The organism is Erwinia sp. PsM31, from assembly GCF_030433775.1.
Classification (GTDB): domain Bacteria; phylum Pseudomonadota; class Gammaproteobacteria; order Enterobacterales; family Enterobacteriaceae; genus Erwinia; species Erwinia aeris.
In genome coordinates this window covers 78266-97366 of the sequence record NZ_JARUWZ010000014.1, presented here as the reverse complement: position 1 = coordinate 97366, position 19101 = coordinate 78266, and the positions used below count along the sequence as shown (strand labels likewise).

General features: G+C 57.3%; 21 protein-coding genes. 9 read left to right on the top strand and 12 right to left on the bottom strand.

Annotated features, from left to right (window positions below):
- Nucleotides 1-38 precede the first annotated feature (38 nt).
- Both panE and yajL read left to right on the top strand, forming a co-directional pair.
- The gene (gene panE, locus QCD69_RS13015) at nucleotides 39-953 is read left to right on the top strand and encodes a 2-dehydropantoate 2-reductase (RefSeq protein WP_301252321.1); all 915 of its coding nucleotides are present in this window, start codon (nucleotides 39-41) and stop codon (nucleotides 951-953) included.
- Nucleotides 913-1512 carry a protein deglycase YajL gene (gene yajL / locus QCD69_RS13010; protein WP_253455067.1) on the top strand — a complete coding sequence of 200 codons (600 nt, stop codon included), beginning with the start codon at nucleotides 913-915 and terminating at the stop codon, nucleotides 1510-1512. The genes panE and yajL overlap by 41 nt, the downstream gene beginning before the upstream one ends.
- A 165-nt stretch (nucleotides 1513-1677) precedes the next feature.
- On the opposite strand, the gene thiI is transcribed toward yajL, so the two are convergent.
- Nucleotides 1678-3126, bottom strand: coding sequence for a tRNA uracil 4-sulfurtransferase ThiI (gene thiI / locus QCD69_RS13005; protein ID WP_125288416.1), 1449 nt, complete (start codon nucleotides 3124-3126; stop codon nucleotides 1678-1680).
- A gap of 231 nt (nucleotides 3127-3357) precedes the next feature.
- On the opposite strand from thiI, the gene xseB reads away from it, so the two are divergent.
- The 4 genes from xseB (at nucleotide 3358) to QCD69_RS12985 (ending at nucleotide 7442) form a co-directional block, all read left to right on the top strand.
- Nucleotides 3358-3600 (top strand): exodeoxyribonuclease VII small subunit, encoded by a 243-nt coding sequence (gene xseB, locus QCD69_RS13000; RefSeq protein ID WP_125288415.1) that lies wholly within the window; start codon nucleotides 3358-3360, stop codon nucleotides 3598-3600.
- Entirely contained in the window at nucleotides 3600-4499 is a 900-nt protein-coding gene (gene ispA / locus QCD69_RS12995) for a (2E,6E)-farnesyl diphosphate synthase (protein WP_301252319.1), read from the top strand. The genes xseB and ispA overlap by 1 nt, the downstream gene beginning before the upstream one ends.
- 19 nt (nucleotides 4500-4518) lie before the next feature.
- Nucleotides 4519-6384 carry a 1-deoxy-D-xylulose-5-phosphate synthase gene (dxs, locus tag QCD69_RS12990; protein WP_253455070.1) on the top strand — a complete coding sequence of 622 codons (1866 nt, stop codon included), beginning with the start codon at nucleotides 4519-4521 and terminating at the stop codon, nucleotides 6382-6384.
- Nucleotides 6385-6467: 83 nt separating this feature from the next.
- Nucleotides 6468-7442 carry an aldo/keto reductase gene (locus QCD69_RS12985; protein ID WP_301252318.1) on the top strand — a complete coding sequence of 325 codons (975 nt, stop codon included), beginning with the start codon at nucleotides 6468-6470 and terminating at the stop codon, nucleotides 7440-7442.
- Between the two features lie 77 nt (nucleotides 7443-7519).
- Here the strand turns inward: QCD69_RS12985 and pgpA are convergent, their stop codons facing one another.
- From pgpA to nrdR, 6 genes are all read right to left on the bottom strand, one after another.
- Entirely contained in the window at nucleotides 7520-8020 is a 501-nt protein-coding gene (gene pgpA / locus QCD69_RS12980; protein ID WP_253455072.1) for a phosphatidylglycerophosphatase A, read from the bottom strand.
- Nucleotides 8004-8975: a thiamine-phosphate kinase gene (gene thiL, locus QCD69_RS12975; protein ID WP_301252317.1), complete on the bottom strand. Its 972-nt coding sequence runs from the start codon at nucleotides 8973-8975 to the stop codon at nucleotides 8004-8006. Before thiL ends, pgpA begins: the two co-directional genes overlap by 17 nt.
- Nucleotides 8976-9029: 54 nt before the next feature.
- On the bottom strand, nucleotides 9030-9449 hold the full coding sequence (gene nusB / locus QCD69_RS12970) for a transcription antitermination factor NusB (protein WP_125288408.1): 420 nt from the start codon (nucleotides 9447-9449) through the stop codon (nucleotides 9030-9032).
- Between the two features lie 16 nt (nucleotides 9450-9465).
- Complete coding sequence (gene ribH / locus QCD69_RS12965) at nucleotides 9466-9936, bottom strand: 6,7-dimethyl-8-ribityllumazine synthase (protein ID WP_125288407.1); 471 nt, start codon at nucleotides 9934-9936, stop codon at nucleotides 9466-9468.
- A gap of 89 nt (nucleotides 9937-10025) precedes the next feature.
- Complete coding sequence (gene ribD, locus QCD69_RS12960; RefSeq protein WP_253455074.1) at nucleotides 10026-11126, bottom strand: bifunctional diaminohydroxyphosphoribosylaminopyrimidine deaminase/5-amino-6-(5-phosphoribosylamino)uracil reductase RibD; 1101 nt, start codon at nucleotides 11124-11126, stop codon at nucleotides 10026-10028.
- 3 nt (nucleotides 11127-11129) lie between these two features.
- Nucleotides 11130-11579, bottom strand: a complete 450-nt coding sequence (nrdR, locus tag QCD69_RS12955; protein ID WP_125288405.1) for a transcriptional regulator NrdR — start codon at nucleotides 11577-11579, stop codon at nucleotides 11130-11132.
- Between the two features lie 193 nt (nucleotides 11580-11772).
- On the opposite strand from nrdR, the gene lysM reads away from it, so the two are divergent.
- Complete coding sequence (gene lysM, locus QCD69_RS12950) at nucleotides 11773-12213, top strand: peptidoglycan-binding protein LysM (RefSeq protein ID WP_125288404.1); 441 nt, start codon at nucleotides 11773-11775, stop codon at nucleotides 12211-12213.
- A 6-nt stretch (nucleotides 12214-12219) separates the two neighbouring features.
- Entirely contained in the window at nucleotides 12220-12768 is a 549-nt protein-coding gene (locus tag QCD69_RS12945; RefSeq protein ID WP_253455076.1) for a DUF3251 domain-containing protein, read from the top strand.
- Nucleotides 12769-12813: 45 nt separating this feature from the next.
- Here the strand turns inward: QCD69_RS12945 and secF are convergent, their stop codons facing one another.
- From secF to queA, 5 genes are all read right to left on the bottom strand, one after another.
- Nucleotides 12814-13782, bottom strand: coding sequence for a protein translocase subunit SecF (secF, locus tag QCD69_RS12940; RefSeq protein WP_253455077.1), 969 nt, complete (start codon nucleotides 13780-13782; stop codon nucleotides 12814-12816).
- Nucleotides 13783-13792: 10 nt separating this feature from the next.
- The gene (gene secD / locus QCD69_RS12935; protein ID WP_301252315.1) at nucleotides 13793-15640 is read right to left on the bottom strand and encodes a protein translocase subunit SecD; all 1848 of its coding nucleotides are present in this window, start codon (nucleotides 15638-15640) and stop codon (nucleotides 13793-13795) included.
- Nucleotides 15641-15667: 27 nt separating this feature from the next.
- Nucleotides 15668-16000: a preprotein translocase subunit YajC gene (gene yajC, locus QCD69_RS12930; protein ID WP_125288400.1), complete on the bottom strand. Its 333-nt coding sequence runs from the start codon at nucleotides 15998-16000 to the stop codon at nucleotides 15668-15670.
- A 24-nt stretch (nucleotides 16001-16024) separates the two neighbouring features.
- Complete coding sequence (tgt, locus tag QCD69_RS12925; protein WP_125288399.1) at nucleotides 16025-17149, bottom strand: tRNA guanosine(34) transglycosylase Tgt; 1125 nt, start codon at nucleotides 17147-17149, stop codon at nucleotides 16025-16027.
- A 94-nt stretch (nucleotides 17150-17243) separates the two neighbouring features.
- The gene (gene queA / locus QCD69_RS12920) at nucleotides 17244-18314 is read right to left on the bottom strand and encodes a tRNA preQ1(34) S-adenosylmethionine ribosyltransferase-isomerase QueA (RefSeq protein ID WP_301252336.1); all 1071 of its coding nucleotides are present in this window, start codon (nucleotides 18312-18314) and stop codon (nucleotides 17244-17246) included.
- A gap of 168 nt (nucleotides 18315-18482) precedes the next feature.
- On the opposite strand from queA, the gene QCD69_RS12915 reads away from it, so the two are divergent.
- A complete protein-coding gene (locus QCD69_RS12915; protein ID WP_301252311.1) occupies nucleotides 18483-19064 on the top strand; it encodes an ACP phosphodiesterase in 582 nt (193 codons plus the stop codon).
- Nucleotides 19065-19101 lie beyond the last annotated feature (37 nt).

Here is a 19101-nt window from a genome sequence, read left to right as displayed (position 1 = left end):
CCCGGCAGAATTAATCCAACCCGCTGCGGAGAGGAAGAATGAAGATTACCGTATTGGGATGCGGCGCTTTAGGGCAGATCTGGCTGGCTGCGCTGGACGCTCAGGGCAATGAGGTGCAGGGGTGGCTACGCGTACCGCAGCCTTATTGCTCGGTCAACGTGGTGGATCTTGAGGGCGACATAAGTAACAAAACCTTTATTGCCAACGACCCTGCTTTTTTAGCGGAAAGCGACCTGCTGCTGGTAACGCTGAAAGCGTGGCAGGTATCCGAAGCGGTAAAAAATTTGCGGTTTATTCTGCGTGAAGACTGCCCGATCCTGCTGCTGCATAATGGCATGGGCACGCTTGACGAGCTTAAAATGCTCACGCAGCCGCTGCTGCGCGGGATCACGACCCATGCGGCAAAGCGCGACGGCACCATGGTTATCCATGTTGCTTCCGGCATTACCCATATCGGCCCGACTTCTCCGGACGGCGCCATGCTCAGCAGGCTGGCAGAAACGCTGCAACAGGCGCTGCCGGACGTCGCCTGGCATAACAATGTCTCCTCCGCCGCCTGGCAAAAGCTGGCCGTAAACTGCGTGATCAATCCGCTGACGGTTCAGTATGACTGCACCAACGGCGAGCTGCTTAACCATCCGCAGGAGGTGGCCCTGCTCTGCGATGAAGTGGCGATGGTTATGGAGCGTGAAGGTGAACATACCTCTCGCGAGGCGCTGCTGGACTACGTGAAAGAGATTATTACCGCGACCGCCGCCAATACCTCTTCCATGCTGCAGGATATCCGCGCGCAGCGGCGTACGGAGATTGACTATATTACCGGCTACGTTATCCGTCGTGCGCGGGCGCAGGGGCTGACCACGCCGGAAAACAGCCGACTTTATGAAATGATTAAGCGTAAGGAACAAGATTATGAGCGCGAGCGTACTGGTTTGCCTGGCACCTGGCAGTGAAGAAACCGAAGCCGTTACCACTATTGATCTGCTGGTGCGCGCGGGCTTCACGGTCACTACCGCCAGCGTAACGGATGACGGCAGCAAAGAAATCCGCTGTTCGCGCGGCGTACGGCTGTTAACCGATGCCACGCTGGTTGAGGTAGCCGACAACGATTTTGCCGCCATCGTGCTGCCCGGCGGCCTGAAAGGCGCGGAAGCCTTTCGCGACAGCCCGCTGCTGGTGGAAACGGTGCGGCAGTTTCACCAGTCCGGCCGTATTGTCGCGGCGATCTGCGCAGCGGCCGGCACGGTGCTGGTGCCGCATAAGCTGTTTCCGATTGCCAATATGACCGGCTTTCCCGGCCTCAAGGAAACTATTCCCGAAAGCCAGTGGATGGATAAACGCGTAGTTTGGGATCGCCGCTTCAATCTGCTCACCAGCCAGGCGCCCGGCACCGCGATCGACTTTGCCCTGAAGCTGATCGATCTGTTGGCAGGTAAAGAGAAAGCGCATGAGGTGGCGCAGCAGCTGGTGCCGGCGGCGGGTATTTTTGACTATCGGGAATGGGTGGAATAGATCCGGCCTGCGCGACTACCCGTTTGAGCGGCGTCGCTGACGGGCAAAGGCCTGCTGGCGACAGAGAAGCAGCCAGGCCAGCGCTTTAGCCGGTAACCTGTTGCGAACAAAAGCGGAGTTAAGAGATAAAAAAGGCGCTGAAGCCAGCGCCTTTTACCTTTCCGCTTACGGACGGTAAACCTTAACGTTTTTAAAGCCCTGCTCGTGTAAATAGAGCGCCTGCAAACGGCTCATTACGCCCCGATCGCAGTAAAGCAGCCAGGTTTTGCTCTGATCCAGATCGCCGAACTGGGTGCTGAGTTTATAGAACGGCATGCCTTTTACCTCAACGCCTTCCAGCTCCAGCGGCTTGTCATCCTGCTCGTCAGGCGAGCGGATATCCAGCACCACGTCGTTGTCGCCAAACGACACCACGGTTTCGACTTCCACCACTTCCTGCTCGGTCTCTTCCGCAATCTGACGGATATCGACATTGGTGGCTTCTTCGATAGCTTTCTCCAGCACGGCAAAATCAAAGTTCTGCTCTTCCGCTTCGATTTTCGCCTTTACCGCTTTTACCGTTGGGCTTTTCGAGATCACGCCGCAATACTCCGGCATGGTGCGGGCAAAATCTTCCGTGCCGATATGGCGCGCCAGCTTGATGATGTGCTCTTTGTCATGCGAAATCAGCGGGCGCAGGATCAGCGTATCGGAAGCGTTGTCGATCAGCCGCAGGTTAGTCAGCGTCTGGCTGGAGACCTGGCCCAGCGCTTCGCCGGTCACCAGCGCCTGCACGCCGTAGCGCTCGGCGATAGTCGAGGCCGCACGCACCATCATGCGTTTCAGCACCACGCCCATCTGGCCGTCGTCCACTTTTTCCAGAATCTCGCCAACCACCGGCTCGAAGTTGATAGCCACGAAGCGCACCTTGTGCGAGCGGCCAAAACGGTTCCACAGGTAATGCGCCACCTGACGCACGCCGATTTCATGCGCCGCGCCGCCAAGGTTAAAGAAGCAGTAGTGCACGCGGCAGCCGCGACGCATCAGCATATAGCTGGACACGCCGGAGTCGAAGCCGCCGGAGATCAGCGACAGCACGTCTTCCTGGCTGCCGATAGGGAAACCGCCGATGCCTTCATAGCGTCCGGTGATCAGCAGCAGGCGATCGTCTTCGATCTCCAGGTTGACCGTGACCTGCGGATGGTTCAGCTTGACCTGCGCGCTCTGGACGTGCTGATTCAGCCCGCCGCCTACATAGCGCTCAACGTCCTGCGAGCTGAACTCATGCTTGCCGCGACGCTTGACGCGTACGGAGAAGGTTTTGCCTTCGATACGCTCGCGGTTCATCGCCAGCGTCTGCTCAAAAATGTTGTGCAGATCGGTATAGCCGCGCTCTTCGACTTCCAGCACGTGATGAATACCGGGAATGCGCGACAGTTCGTCAATAATATAGCCGCGCTGGCTTTCGTTTTTGGAACGGACTTCGATATGGTCCCAGTGGCGCACCACGGCCAGCGTCTCGTCGCACTGTTTCAATACGTTACGAATGTTCGTCGTTAACATTTTGATAAAACGCAGGCGAACGGACTGGCTTTTAATGGTGATTTCAGGGAATAATTTAATGATAAACTTCATGGTGGCACGGGCTCAACGGGCAATTAAGTGCTGAAATGGAGCGCACTTAGCTGGTAAAATCAGAGAATTGCAAAGTAGCTTACGCCCTTCACATCCAGGGGAGATGAGTGTATCACATCTGCCCGGCGACTGCTTCTTCAACAGCGCCCGGAATCATTATTTTGCTAATCAATTTGAGTCGGCTACCATGAGTGACCTGACAGACTAAAACATCACCGAGCAACCGTTATTATGCCGAAAAAAGCCGAACAGCCCGCCAGTTTTGAAACCTCGCTTGCCCAGCTGGAGCAAATTGTCTCCCGTCTTGAAAGCGGCGAGCTGCCGCTGGAAGAGGCGCTCAACGAATTTGAACGCGGCGTGCAGCTGGCGCGAGCGGGCCAGCAGAAACTGCAGCAGGCGGAACAGCGTGTGCAAATCCTGCTTAACGACGACAAAAATGGCGACCTTCAGCCCTTCACGCCGGAAAACGACTGATGGATTTTAGCGCTCTTCTTACCGCGCATCACGCGCGCGTCAACCAGGCTTTACAACGCTTTATTACCGCGCTGCCCTTTCAGCAGTCTCCGCTGGTGAATGCCATGGAGTACGGCGCGCTGCTCGGCGGCAAGCGCCTGCGCCCGTTTCTGGTGTATGCTACCGGCAAAATGCTTCATGCTGACGATGCCGCGCTGGATGCGCCCGCTGCGGCGGTCGAGTGCATTCATGCCTACTCGCTGATCCATGACGATCTGCCTGCGATGGACGATGACAGCCTGCGTCGCGGCCAGCCGACCTGCCATATTAAATTCAGCGAAGATACGGCTATTTTGGCCGGTGACGCGCTACAAACGCTGGCCTTCACTATACTTGCCGATACGCCTTTGCCTGGCGTAACGGCAGAGTACCGTATTGCGATGATTTCCGAGCTGGCGCAGGCCAGCGGCGTTGCGGGCATGTGCGGCGGCCAGGCGTTGGATCTGGCGGCGGAAGGCCAGCAGGTCGGTCTGCGCGAGCTTGAGCAAATTCACCGTTATAAAACCGGCGCGCTGATCCGTTGCGCGGTTCGCCTGGGCGCTTTGACCGCCGGCGACAGAGGACGCGACGCGCTGCCCGCGCTCGATCGCTATGCCGAAGCCATCGGCCTGGCGTTTCAGGTGCAGGACGATATTCTGGATGTGGTGGGCGACACCGCCATCATCGGCAAACGGCAGGGAGCCGATCAGCAGTTAGGAAAAAGTACCTACCCGGCGTTGATGGGACTTGAGCGCGCGCGGGCAAAAGCGTGGGAGCTCTGTCAGGAGTCGCTCAGCGCACTGGAAATACTTGCCGCGCAAGGCTTTGACACAGCATCACTACAGCTGCTTGCAAGTTACATAATTGAACGCAATAAATAACTTTCACAATGAGTCTCTGATGAGTTTTGATACTGCAAAATATCCAACGCTGGCGCAGGCCGCTTCGGTACAAGAACTACGTTCGCTTCCTAAAGAGAGCCTGCCAAAACTCTGTGATGAGCTACGACAGTATTTACTCGACAGCGTCAGCCGCTCCAGCGGCCACTTTGCCTCCGGACTGGGCGTGGTAGAGCTGACCGTTGCCCTGCACTATGTCTATAACACGCCTTTTGATCATTTGATTTGGGACGTGGGTCACCAGGCCTATCCGCATAAAATTCTGACCGGCCGCCGCGATCGTATTGGCACTATCCGTCAGAAAAACGGCCTGCATCCGTTCCCATGGCGCGACGAAAGCGAATATGACGTGCTGAACGTCGGCCACTCCAGTACCTCGATCAGCGCCGGACTGGGCATGGCCGTTGCCGCAGAGAAAGAAGGCAAAGGCCGCCGCACCGCCTGCGTGATCGGCGACGGCGCCATCACGGCGGGCATGGCGTTTGAGGCGATGAACCACGCGGGCGATATCAAATCCGATCTGCTGGTCGTGCTGAACGACAACGAGATGTCGATTTCGGAAAACGTCGGCGCGCTGAACAACCGCCTGGCGCAAATCCTTTCCGGTAAAACCTACTCGAAGCTGCGCGAAGGCGGCAAAAAAGTGCTGACCGGCCTGCCGCCGATCAAAGAGCTGGTCAGACGCACCGAAGAGCATCTGAAAGGTATGGTGGTGCCCGGCACGCTGTTTGAAGAGCTGGGCTTTAACTATATTGGCCCGGTCGACGGCCACGACGTGCTGACGCTGGTGCAGACGCTGAAAAACATGCGCGATCTGAAAGGCCCGCAGTTCCTGCATATCATGACCAAAAAAGGCAAAGGCTACGCCCCTGCGGAGAAAGATCCGATTAGCTGGCACGCCGTACCGAAATTCGATCCGGCCAGCGGCCTGCTGCCGAAAGCGATCGAAGGTCTGCCGAGCTACTCGAAGATTTTCGGCCAGTGGCTGAGCGAAACCGCCGCCGATGACAACAAGCTGATGGCCGTTACGCCTGCCATGCGTGAAGGCTCCGGCATGGTCAGCTTTTCGCGCGACTATCCGGCGCAATATTTTGACGTGGCGATTGCCGAACAGCACGCCGTCACCTTTGCCGCCGGACTGGCGATTGGTGGCTATAAGCCCGTGGTCGCCATTTACTCGACGTTTTTGCAGCGCGCCTACGATCAGCTGATCCACGACGTAGCGATCCAGAAGCTGCCGGTGCTGTTTGCTATCGATCGCGGCGGCATCGTTGGCGCGGACGGTCAGACGCACCAGGGCGCTTTTGATATCTCATTCCTGCGCTGTATTCCGAATATGGTGATCATGACGCCAAGCGACGAGAACGAATGCCGTCAGATGCTCTATACCGGCTATCACTATAGCGCTGGCCCAAGCGCGGTACGCTATCCTCGCGGCACCGGAACCGGCGCGGAGCTGCAGCCGTTGCAGTCGCTGCCGCTGGGCAAAGGCGTGGTGAAACGCGAAGGCGAGAAGCTGGCAATCCTGAACTTCGGCACGCTGCTGCCGGAAGCCGCCGCCGTCGCGGAATCGCTGAACGCCACGCTGGTGGATATGCGCTTTGTGAAGCCGCTGGACGAGGCGCTGATCGTTGAGCTGGCCGCCAGCCACGAGGCGCTGATCACGCTGGAAGAAGGCGCGATTAAAGGCGGCGCGGGCAGCGGCGTGATTGAAGCGCTGATGGCGAAACGCGTGCTGGTGCCGGTGCTGAATATCGGCCTGCCGGATGAGTTTATTCCGCAGGGCACCCAGGAAGAGATCCGCCACGATTATCAGCTGGACGCCGAAGGCATCGAACAGCAGATTAAGCGCTGGCTGGCGCTGTAATACCGCACGAGGCTCCCCTTCCGGGGAGCCTGTACCTGCTATGCTTAGGCCTTTGCGCCTTTTTAACATCAGCAGGAGCACGCATGAAAACCCTTCCGTTAGGCAATACCGATCTCACCGTTTCCCGTTTGTGCCTGGGCTGTATGACCTATGGCGAACCCCAACGCGGCCGCCACGCCTGGACACTGCCTGAAGAGAGCAGCCGTCCGCTGATCAAACAGGCGCTGGAGGCGGGCATTAACTTCTTCGATACCGCCAACAGCTATTCCGACGGCAGCAGTGAAGAAATCGTGGGACGTGCATTGAAAGACTACGCGCGCCGCGAAGATATCGTGCTGGCGACCAAAGTTTACTTTCCGATGAGTAATCTTGCCGGCGGCCTTTCACGCGCCAGCATTATGCAGTCCATTGATGACAGTCTGACGCGCCTGGGCACCGACTACGTGGATTTATTGCAGATCCACCGCTGGGATTACAACACGCCGCTGGAAGAGACGCTGGAGGCGCTGCACGACGTGGTGAAGGCCGGGAAAGCGCGCTATATCGGCGCGTCTTCTATGTATGCCTGGCAGTTCGCCAAGGCGCTCTACACGGCGGATCGTCACGGCTGGACAAGGTTTGTCAGCATGCAGGATCAGTACAATCTGATCCAACGTGAGGAGGAGCGCGAAATGCACCCGCTCTGCCAGGCAGAAAATATCGCCGTGCTGCCGTGGAGCCCGCTGGCGCGCGGTCGCCTGACCCGTCCGTGGGGTGAAACCACCGCGCGCACCGCTTCCGACCAATACGGCAGCACGCTGTATGCCAGAAGCGAAGAGAACGATGGCGCGATTGCGCAGCGCGTGGCGGCTATTGCCGAAGCTCGCGGTGTGAGCCGTGCGCAGATAGCGCTGGCATGGCTGTTGGCAAAACCGGTGGTCACGTCGCCGATTATCGGCGCTTCACGCGCAGAGCAGCTGGCCGATCTGGTAAAAGCAGTGGATATTGAGCTGACGCAGGAAGAGATCGCGGAACTGGAAAGCGTTTATCAGCCGCATCACGTGGTGGGATTTGAATAAGCCGCGCCGCTGTTGCGCCAGGACTAAAGCATAAAGCAAAGAGGCCAGCTATGCTGGCCTCCTTTTTACACGGCTCGCTACAGCGCCAGATGGTGCCCGGCATAATAGAGAATACCGGCGGAAATAATGCCGGCGACAATATCATCTATCATAATGCCCATGCCGCCGTGGACGTTGCGGTCAAACCAGCGGATCGGCCACGGCTTCCACATATCCAGGATGCGGAAAATCACGAATCCGGCCAGCACCCACTGCCAGCTGTTCACCGGGATCGCCATCAGCGTGATCCACATACCGATAAACTCGTCCCAGACGATGCTGCCGTGGTCGTGCAGGCCCATATCTTTCGCGGTGCGATGGCAGAGATAAACGCCAATGCAAATGCCGAACATCACCAGCAGAGAGTAGATATCCGGCGGCAAAAACGACATCAGATACCAGAAAGGAATAGCCGCCAGCGATCCCATGGTGCCGGGCACCACCGGACTTAATCCGCTGCCAAAACCGGTTGCCAGCAGGTGCCAGGGATTGCTCATCTTCAGGCGTTTTTTCGCCTCGTGCTTATCCAAAGTGATCAAATCCTTTCAGTTTGCGCTCGACGGGCCGGTTGTTTTCCAGCAGCACCAGCCCTTCTGACTGCGGCGCCAGCTGGCCTACACAGGTAAAAGGCACGCCATAATGCCCCAGCGCCACGTCCAGCGCGCCGCGATTGATTTCCGGGACGGTAAAGCAGAGTTCGTAGTCTTCACCGCCGCTCAGCGCCCAGCTGATTGCCTGCTCCGGGTCAAAATGGCTTTTCATCACCCCGGAAAGCGGCAGCGCATCCAGATGCAGACGAGCGCCGCAGCCGCTGGCTTTCAGGATATGCCCCAAATCGGAGATCAGCCCGTCGGAGATATCGATAGCGGCGCTGGCCAGGTCGCGCAGCGCCTGCCCTTGCAGAATGCGCGGCATCGGGCGCAAGTGGCGTTTGATTAAGGCTTCATGCGCGGCGGGATCGTTAATTTTGATATGGTGCTGCAACAGCGCCAGCCCTGCCGCGCTGTCGCCCAGCGTGCCGGTAACGTAAATCCAGTCGCCGGGCTTTGCGCCAGACCGCTTCAACGCCCTGCCCTGCGGCACCAGGCCGTGAATGCTCAGCGTCATGCTCAGCGGGCCGCGCGTGGTATCGCCGCCGATCAGCTGCATATTGTAATAATCCAGCAGTTCGAACAGGCTGTCGCTGAACTCTTTCAGCCAGGCTTCGTTTACCTCGGGCAGCGTCAGCGCCAGCGTCAGCCAGGCGGGATCGGCGCCCATTGCCGCCAAATCGCTGAGATTGACCGCCAGCGCTTTATAACCGAGATCGGCGGGATGGATGTCACGCAAAAAGTGTACGCCCGCTACCAGCGTATCGGTGCTGATCGCCAGCGTCTGTTTTTCGGGCAGGTTAAGCAGGGCGCAGTCATCGCCAATGCCTTTTTCCACATCACGACGAGAGCTAGTTATGCGATCAAAATAGCGCGTGATAAGTTCAAATTCGCCACATGCCATAATGCTTTCCAGCAGAAAAAAGGAAGAAGGCCGGATAAGACCGGCCTGAGAGGATTACTTCTTGTTGGGGCGGATATGCGGAGCGGCTTTATCCAGCACGCCGTTAACGAACTTGTGGCTGTCTTCAGCGCCAAACACTTTCGCCAGCTCAATCCCCTCGTTAATAGCCACTTTGTAGGGAACGTCGGAGCGCTTGCTCAGCTCGTACAGCGAAATGCGCAGAATCGCCTTCTCCACCTGACCCAGCTCTTCCAGCTGGCGGGAAAGGTAAGGCTTCATCAGGCCGTCAAGGTACGCGCTGTTGGTCGCAACGCCGCCCAGCAGCTCGCGGAAATAGCTGATATCAACGTCTTTGACGTCTTGCTCCGCCAGAAACTGGTATTCGACATCAGAGATGTCGTTCTTTGACAACTGCCAGGAGTAAAGCGCCTGGACAGCACATTCACGGGCGCGGCGACGAGCAGCAGGTTTCACAAAATTCCCCTTAAAATCAGGCTTTGATGGCTTTCAATACGTTAATCATTTCAAGTGCGGTCAGAGCGGCTTCCGCCCCTTTGTTACCCGCTTTGGTTCCGGCGCGCTCAATGGCCTGCTCGATGTTTTCCGTCGTCAGAACACCAAAGGCAACCGGAATATCGCTGTTCATAGCGACGCTGGCCAGGCCAGAACTGGCTTCGCCAGCAACATATTCGAAGTGGGCGGTGCCACCGCGGATCACGGTGCCCAGTGCCACAACCGCGTCGTATTTGCCGGCGTTCGCCAGCGCACGCGCCGTCATTGGCATTTCATAGGCACCCGGCACCCAGATAACGGTGATGTTTTCATCTTTTACCTGGCCGATACGCTTCAGCGCATCAAGGGCACCGCTCAGCAGGCTGTCGTTGATAAAATTGTTGAAACGCGCAATAACAATGGCCACGCGCGCGTCAGGAGTAGCAACAGCAGCTTCAATAACGTTCATAATCTTCCTTTCAGGGTTTGTTATGGCCCCGCAGGGGGGCGGATTCTATCACACTCTTTAACGCTCTGCTTCCGCTTTTCTGCAGAGCGCTATCGCGGCGTCAGCGTCAGGCGCAAATCTGGCCCAACCTGACGACTATCGCTGAATATAAACGTCGGCGCTTCAGCAAGTTGTGCTAAAGCGGGCAGATGGCACAAACCGCGTGCCGCATCGCCCAATAATTTCGGCGCAAGATAAACGATCAGCTCATCAACCACGCCCGCGCTCAGCAGCGCACCGGAAAGCGCAGCGCCTGCTTCTACCCAGACGCTGTTGATCTGGCGGCGTCCCAGCAGCATCAGCAGGGAAACCAGATCGGTTTGCCCATTGAGGCGCGGCACGCAAAATTGTTGCACGTTATCCGGCCAGCTTAGCCCGTCGGGCTGCTGACGCGCCAGCCAGGTTTCCCCCGGCTGGGAAATCAGCCGATGCTGCGGCGTAACGCGATTGTGGCTGTCGATAACCACTCTGACCGGCTGGCGTAAATCCTGCTGCGCATAGATTGCGCGCACGTCCTGGTTCAGCTCGTCCCAGCGCACGGTCAGCGAGGGATCGTCCGCCCGCACCGTCGCGCTGGTGGTCAGGATCGCGGCGCTTTGCGCCCGCAGGCGCTGCACGTCGCGTCGCGCCTCCGGCGAGGTGATCCACTGGCTTTCGCCGCTTGCCATTGCCGTACGGCCATCCAGCGACGCGCCCAGCTTCAGTTGCACCCAGGGAAAGCCGGTGCGCATCCGCTTCAGAAAGCCGCGATTCAGCGCTTCCGCTTCCTGCATCATCAGCCCGTGGCTGACCTCGATACCGGCCTGCTGCAAGCGGTAAAGGCCGCGCCCCGCCACTTCCGGGTTGGGATCCTGCATGGCGGCGACGACTCGGGCTACGCCTGCGGCAATCAACGCCTCGCAGCATGGCGGCGTGCGACCATGGTGGCTACAGGGCTCCAGCGTGACGTAAGCCGTCGCGCCGCGCGCCTTTTCGCCAGCCATACGCAGAGCGTGAACTTCAGCATGGGGTTCGCCTGCGCGAAAATGGTAGCCTTCGCCGACAATCTCCCCGTCGCGTACAATAACGCAGCCTACGTTCGGATTGGGCGTTGTGGTAAAGCGTCCGCGCCTGGCCAGTTCAAGCGCGCGGGCCATATAGATTTCATCCATGCCTTAATCCTGTAAGCGGGCGATCTCTTCGCCGAATTCGCGGATATCTTCAAAGCTGCGGTAAACCGAGGCGAAGCGAATATAGGCCACCTTATCCAGCTTTTTCAGCTCGTCCATCACCAGATTGCCGATCATCTTGCTGGGTACTTCCCGTTCGCCGGTGGAGCGCAGCTTGCTTTTGATATGGCTGACGGCGTTTTCAACGTCGTCCGAGCTGACCGGCCGCTTCTCCAGCGCCTTCATGATGCCGCTGCACAGCTTGTCTTCATTGAAGGGCTCACGGATATCATTGCTTTTCACCACGCGCGGCATCACCAGCTCGGCCACTTCAAAAGTGGTGAAGCGTTCATGGCACACCAGGCACTGACGGCGACGGCGCACCGAGGTTCCTTCCCCCACAAGGCGGGAATCGATAACTTTGGTATCCACAGCAGAACAGAACGGGCAATGCATGATAATTCCTGGATCCTGGAAAAGTGAACACAGTGTAGCGCGAAGTGGCGAGCAACAAAATATCGGGTTGCCCTTCTTTCCCCCGCCGAATCGCTTTGTCTGGCATCTGACCAGGTATCTCCTCGTTCTTCCGCTATAATGAGAGAACGCTCAGGCGTAACTTTTTTAAAAACAAGGATTAGCCGGAGGAAATATGGGTTTATTTAACTTTGTAAAAGAAGCTGGCGAGAAGCTGTGGGATTCCGTAAGCGGCGCTGGTGAAGACCAGAGCGCGAAGCTGAAAGAATATATCCACAAGCTGGGCCTGCCGGGCAGCGACAAGGTGGACGTTAAGGTGGATGGCGATAAGGCCAGCATCAGCGGCGACAGCATTTCGCAAGAGCTGAAGGAAAAAATCCTGGTAGCGGCCGGTAACGTAGCCGGTATCACCCACGTTGAGGATAACGTGAAGGTGGCTGAAACCGCGACCGAAGCAAAATTCTATACGGTGAAGAAAGGCGACACGCTGAGCGCTATCTCGAAAGAAGTGTATGGCGATCCGAACAAGTACAATCAAATCTTTGAGGCTAACAAGCCGATGCTCTCCGATCCGAACAAGATCTATCCGGGTCAGACCTTACGCATTCCTCAGTAGGCAACTATGGCCGGATACCTGAAAAAGGCCTCGCTGCTGCCGCTGGTTGTTTTGCTGGCAAGCTGCGCCTCACCGCAGCAGCCGCAGATCAACAAGCTGCATAACCAGGTGGGCAAGCTCAACAATGAGATGCAGCAGCTTACCGAGCAGGCAACGGCGCTGACGCGGCAGAATATGCTTAACGGCAATTCTACCCAGGGCGCCTGGCTGCTGCCGGCCACCAATACGGCCGTGCCGCTGCAAAGCCAGCTGGGCGAGGTGAAGCTGTCGCTGAGCCATATAGAAAATGAAGCTAACGGCACGCGGGCGATGCTGCATATTCGCTCTGCCGGCGACAACAATCTGCCTGCGTTCAGCGCAACGGTAGAATGGGGCGAGCTGGATCCGACTACCGGCAAACCGCTGCAGGTAAACAGCCAGAGCCAGACCTTCAGCGTGGCGGCCTCGTTGCTGCCTCGTAGCGAAGTCACGGTGCCGCTGCGCCTGAGCAATCTGCCGCCGGAACAGCTGGGCTATGTCCGGGTTCATGACGTTGTGGCCCAGACGAAACCATAAAAAAAGCGCCGCAGATGCGGCGCTTTTTATTTAACAGCGGAAAGCTTAAGGCAGAATCGAAGGCTGATCGGCGCCCTCTTTCTCCACTTTCTGCTGCAGCAGATGCTCGCGTTTCATCCCCAGTTTCAGCGCCAGCGCCGAAGCCACGTAGATAGATGAAATTGTCCCGATGGACACGCCGATTAGCATGGTCAGCGAGAAGCCTTCCAGCAGCGCGCCGCCAAAGATAAACAGCATCAGCACCACCACCAGCGTGGTGGCGGAGGTCATAATGGTACGGCTCAGCGTCTGCGTCAGCGAGACGTTGAAGATTTCGTAAGGCGTACCGCGACGGATCTTGCGGAAGTTCTCACGAATACGGTCCGATACCACGATGCTGTCGTTCAGCGAGTAACCGATAACCGACATCAGCGACGCGATAATGGTCAAATCAATCTCAATATGGAACAGAGAAAGAATGCCCATGGTGATAATCACGTCATGCGCCAGCGCCAGCACGGCGCCTAACGCCAGTCGCCACTCGAAGCGGAAACCGACGTAAACCAGGATGGCTATCAGCGCCACCAGCAGCGCCATGCCGCCGGTCTGCGCCAGATCGCTGCCCACGCTTGGGCCAACAAACTCAATGCGCTTTACGGTGCCGTTTTGCGCCGTCGCCTGATTAATAATGCTGACGACCTTGTTGCCCAGCTCCTGGCCCGCGTTGCCTTCGTGCGGCGACATACGCACCAGCACGTCGCGGCTGCTGCCGAAGTTCTGCACCTGCGGATCGGTAAAGCCCGCTTTCTCCAGCGCGCCGCGCAGGTTATCCAGCTCGGCCGGTTTCTCCAGGGTAATTTCAATCACCGTACCGCCGGTGAAATCCAGACCCCAGTTAAACCCTTTCAGGCCCATGATCGCAAATGAGGCGATCAGCAGCAGGCCGGAAAGAGTAAAGGCCAGCTTGTCCCAGCGCATAAAGTCATGGACTTTACGGCCGTAGTTCAGTTGTTCAACGCTATAGTCCTGTGCCACAACGCACTCCTCAAATAGACAGCTTGTTGATGCGTTTACCGCCGTACAGCAGGTTGACGATGGCGCGGGTACCGACAATAGCGGTAAACATAGAGGTCACTACACCGATAGCCGTGGTGATAGCGAAGCCTTTAATGGATCCCGTACCGACAGCATAAAGGATAATAGCCGTGATCAGCGTGGTGACGTTGGCGTCGATAATACTGGAGAACGCGCCGCTGTAGCCTTCATGGATCGCCTGCTGAACGGAGCGTCCGTTCTTCAGCTCTTCCTTGATACGTTCGTTAATCAGTACGTTAGCATCAACGGCGACCGCCAGCGTCAGCACGATACCGGCAATACCCGGCATGGTCAGCGTGGCGCCGGGCAGCAGAGACATAATCCCCACAATCAGCACCAGGTTTGCCACCAGCGCAGTGGTCGCAATCACGCCGAATTTACGGTAGTAAACCACCATAAACACGATAGAGGCGATCAGGCCCCACAGGCAGGCTTCCAGACCCTGAGTAATGTTTTGCGCGCCCATGGTTGGACCAATGGTGCGTTCTTCCACAATCTGGATTGGCGCAATCAGCGCGCCCGCACGCAGCAGCAGCGACAGCTGACGCGCTTCGTTTGGATTGCTGATGCCGGTGATGCGGAAGCTGTTGCCCAGGCGAGACTGGATATTCGCGACGTTAATCACTTCTTCCTGCTTCGCCAGGATAGCGCGACCGTTGGCGTCTTTCTTACCGCTGTCTTTGTATTCCACAAACAGCGTTGCCATCGGCTTGCCGATATTATCCTTGGTGAAGTTGGACATGATGTTGCCGCCCGCGCTGTCCAGCGAGATGTTAACCTGTGCCTGGTTGTACTCATCCATGCTCGACGTCGAGTCAGTGATGTGATCACCGGTCAGGATCACGCGCTTGTACAGCGTTACCGGCTGGCCGTCGCGGGTATTTTTCACTTCGGAATCGCCCGGTACGCGGCCGTTGGCGGCAGCGGTAGGATCGACGGAGGTGTTAACCAGACGGAATTCCAGCGTGGCGGTCGCGCCCAGGATCTCTTTAGCACGCGCGGTATCCTGAATACCCGGCAGCTCGACCACGATGCGGTCAGCGCCCTGACGCTGCACCAGCGGTTCGGCAACGCCAAGCTGGTTCACGCGATTACGCAGGATAGTAATGTTCTGCTGAACCGCATATTCGCGCGCTTCACGCAGGCGGTCATCCGACATGACCGCACGCAGCAGGTTGCTGCCGCTGGCGTTGATCACCAGATCGCGATGGCGGCCGGTCAGATAGCTGACGGCGTCGTCACGCGCCTGTGCGTCACGGAAACGAATTTCCAGACCGTAGTTATCGGTTTTACGCACGTTGGTGTAGGGAATATTTTTGTCGCGCAGATCGCTTCTGAGGTTATCGATATTCTGCTCCTGGAGCTTGCCCAGGGCGGTATCCATATCGACTTCCATCAGGAAGTGCACGCCGCCGCGCAGATCGAGACCGAGTTTCATCGGTTCTGCGGCCAGCATACTCAGCCAGCCTGGCGTGGCTGGAGCAAGGTTGAGCGCGACAACGTAGTCTTCGCCCAGCGTTTTGATGATGGCGTCACGAGCGCGCAGCTGCACGTCGCCGTTAGCGAAGCGCGCCATGATAGCGCCGTTTTCCAGCGCAATGGATTTGCTCTGGATTTTCTCTTCTTTTAAAGCATTCTGGATCTGATTCAGCGTCTGTTCACTGGCGGCGCTTCCGCGCGCGCCGGTGATCTGAACAGCCGGATCCTCACCATACAGGTTGGGAAGCGCATAGAGCAGACCGACGATAAGCACGACGATCAGCATGATGTACTTCCACAAAGGATAACGGTTTAACACGGCAGTTCCCTTAGGGAAAACAAAAAATTACAGCGCCTTCATCGTACCTTTCGGCAGAACGGCAGCCACGAAATCACGTTTGACCACAACTTCCGTCGTCTCGTTCAGCGCGATAGCTACATAGCCGGTATCCGCCACTTTGGTTACGCGTCCGACCAGGCCGCCGGTGGTCAGCACTTCGTCACCCTTGCTGATGGAATCCATCAGTTTTTTATGCTCTTTGCTACGTTTCTGCTGTGGACGCAGGATCATGAAATAGAAGATCAGACCAAAAACCACCAGCATGATGACCAGCGAATACGGGCTTCCCTGTGCTGGCGCACCCGCAGCAGCCACTGCATCAGAAATGAACAAGCTCATTAATTTTCCCTCATTGATTAATTATCAGACGTTTAACGGCGGAACCGCTTTGCCCGTCCGCGCATAAAATTCGGTAACAAAGTGCTCTAATTTACCCTCTTCAATAGCCTTGCGTAAACCAGCCATCAGGCGCTGGTAGTAGCGCAGGTTATGAATAGTGTTAAGACGCGCACCCAGTATTTCGTTGCAACGATCCAGATGATACAAATAGGCGCGGCTATAGTTGCGACAGGTGTAGCAATCACACTCCGCATCCAGCGGCGCCGTATCATCTTTATATTTCGCGTTACGGATTTTCACCACGCCGTCAGTCACGAACAGGTGGCCGTTACGGGCATTGCGGGTAGGCATCACGCAGTCAAACATATCGATACCGCGACGTACGCCTTCAACCAGATCTTCCGGTTTGCCGACGCCCATCAGATAGCGCGGTTTGTCCTCAGGGATCTGCGGACAGACGTGCTCCAGAATACGGTGCATGTCCTCTTTCGGCTCGCCGACCGCCAGGCCGCCCACAGCGTAACCATCAAAGCCGATCTCTACCAGTCCTTTTACGGAGACATCTCGTAAATCTTCGTAAACGCCGCCCTGAATAATCCCGAACAGCGCGTTTTTATTTTCAAGCGAATCAAAGCGGTCGCGGCTGCGCTGCGCCCAACGCAGCGACATCTCCATCGAGCGTTTGGCGTAATCCCAGTCGGCAGGATAAGGCGTGCATTCGTCGAAAATCATCACGATATCGGAACCGAGATCGTACTGGATCTCCATCGATTTTTCAGGATCGAGGAAGATCTTGTCGCCGTTAATCGGGTTGCGGAAATGCACGCCCGCTTCGGTGATTTTGCGAATGTCGCCCAGGCTGAACACCTGGAAACCGCCGGAGTCGGTCAGGATTGGCCCTTTCCACTGCATAAAGTCGTGCAGATCGCCATGCAGCTTCATGATCTCCTGGCCGGGACGCAGCCACAGATGGAAAGTGTTGCCGAGAATAATCTGCGCGCCGGTATCCTGCACTTCTTCCGGCGTCATGCCTTTTACGGTGCCGTAGGTGCCCACAGGCATAAAGGCCGGGGTTTCCACCACGCCGCGATCGAAAACCAGACGGCCACGGCGCGCGCGCCCATCAGTAGTATCTAATTCAAACTTCACGTTGCCTCCATCAGAGAAACAGTCTGATGCTTAAGAGTTGACCTGCGCCCCGGTCGGGCGCAGGCGTCGCAACCGGACAAAGCCGGTTATGGCATTATTTACCGACCTGCTCGTTTATCGCCTGCGGATTGCGGGTGATAAACATCGCGTCGCCATAGCTGAAGAAGCGATACTTCTCCGCCACCGCCTGCTCGTAAGCGTGCATGGTGTGACGGTAGCCCGCGAAAGCGGAAACCAGCATAATCAGCGTCGATTCCGGCAGATGGAAATTGGTGACCAGCGCATCAATAACCTGATACTCATAGCCGGGATAAATAAAAATTTTGGTGTCGTCGAAGAACGGCGCAATCAACGCGTCTTTGGCCGCCGCCGCTGCGCTCTCCAGCGAGCGCACGGAAGTTGTGCCTACGGCGACGACACGGTTGCCGCGCGCTTTGCACGCCAGCACCGCATCCACCACTTCCTGCGGAACCTCAGCATACTCGGCGTGCATAATATGATCTTCAATGCTGTCCACGCGTACCGGCTGGAACGTGCCCGCGCCGACGTGCAGCGTAACGAAAGCGGTTTCAATCCCTTTCGCCCGCAGCGCTTCCAGCATAGGTTCGTCAAAATGCAGGCCAGCAGTAGGCGCAGCCACCGCGCCGGGACGTTCGCTGTAAACAGTCTGGTAAAGCTCGCGATCCGCGTCTTCGTCAGGACGATCGATATAAGGCGGCAGCGGCATATGGCCGACGGCGTCCAGAATATCCAGCACGGCGCGCTCGTCGTCGAAATGCAGCTCAAAGAGCGCGTCGTGACGGGCAACCATCGTCGCTTTGACGCTTTCGTCGTCGCCAAGCAGCAGCTCGGCGCCCGCTTTCGGCGCTTTAGAGGCGCGAATATGGGCCAGCACGCGATGCTCGTCCAGCATCCGTTCAACCAGCACTTCGATTTTGCCGCCGCTGGCTTTACGTCCGAAAATACGCGCCGGGATCACGCGCGTATTGTTAAAAACCAGCAGGTCGCCCGGATTGAGCAAATCCAGTAAATCGGTGAACACCCCGTGGGTCAGCGCGCCGTCCGGGCCGTTAAGGCACAGCAGACGGCATCCGCTGCGCTGGGCCTGCGGATAGTGGGCAATCAAAGATTCGGGCAACTCAAAAGAAAAATCGGCAACGCGCATGGTCATTCACAGTCAGGGAAATCAGGGCGCACATTCTAGCTGAAAACCCGCCAATTCTGAACCATTCGCCGCATCTATCGGTTAAACCGTCCGCCAACGGGCGTCGATGCGCTCTGCACGCCGCTATCAACGGTATCCCGACACGGCAGAAGCCGATATACTGCCGCGATGAACTTTCTCGCTCACCTTCATCTGGCGCGGCTGGCCAACAGCTCCCTGCTCGGCAACCTGATGGCTGACTTCGTGCGCGGCAATCCGCGTGACGTCTGGCCTGATAACGTTGCCGCCGGCATTTTGCTGCACCGACGCGTTGACGTCATGACCGACGCCCTGCCGGAAGTCCGGGTCGCACGCGGTTTTTTCCGCCCCGAAACCTATCGCGTATCGCCTATCGCGCTGGACGTCATCTGGGATCACTTTTTATCCCGTCATTGGGATGAGATCGTGCCGGAAACGGCCTTACCGGATTTTTTACGTCAGGCGCGGGCGGAAATCGGCCCGCACCTTGCCACCACGCCGGAGCGTTTCCAGCATCTGAATCGCTATCTGTGGACGGATCGCTGGATGGAAAAGTATGCGGAAGCGCCCTATTTGCAAAACGTGCTGACCGGGATGGCCAGCCGCCGTCCTCGCCTGGCCGCGCTGGCAGATTGCTATCAGGATTTTGTTGATAATTATCAACAGCTCGACGCTGTTTTCCGGCAGTTTTATCCGCAGATGATGGCAAAAGCCCGTCAGCAGTCACTGTAGCCACGATTGCCGCTTGCCCTTTTGCTGAAAAAGGTTA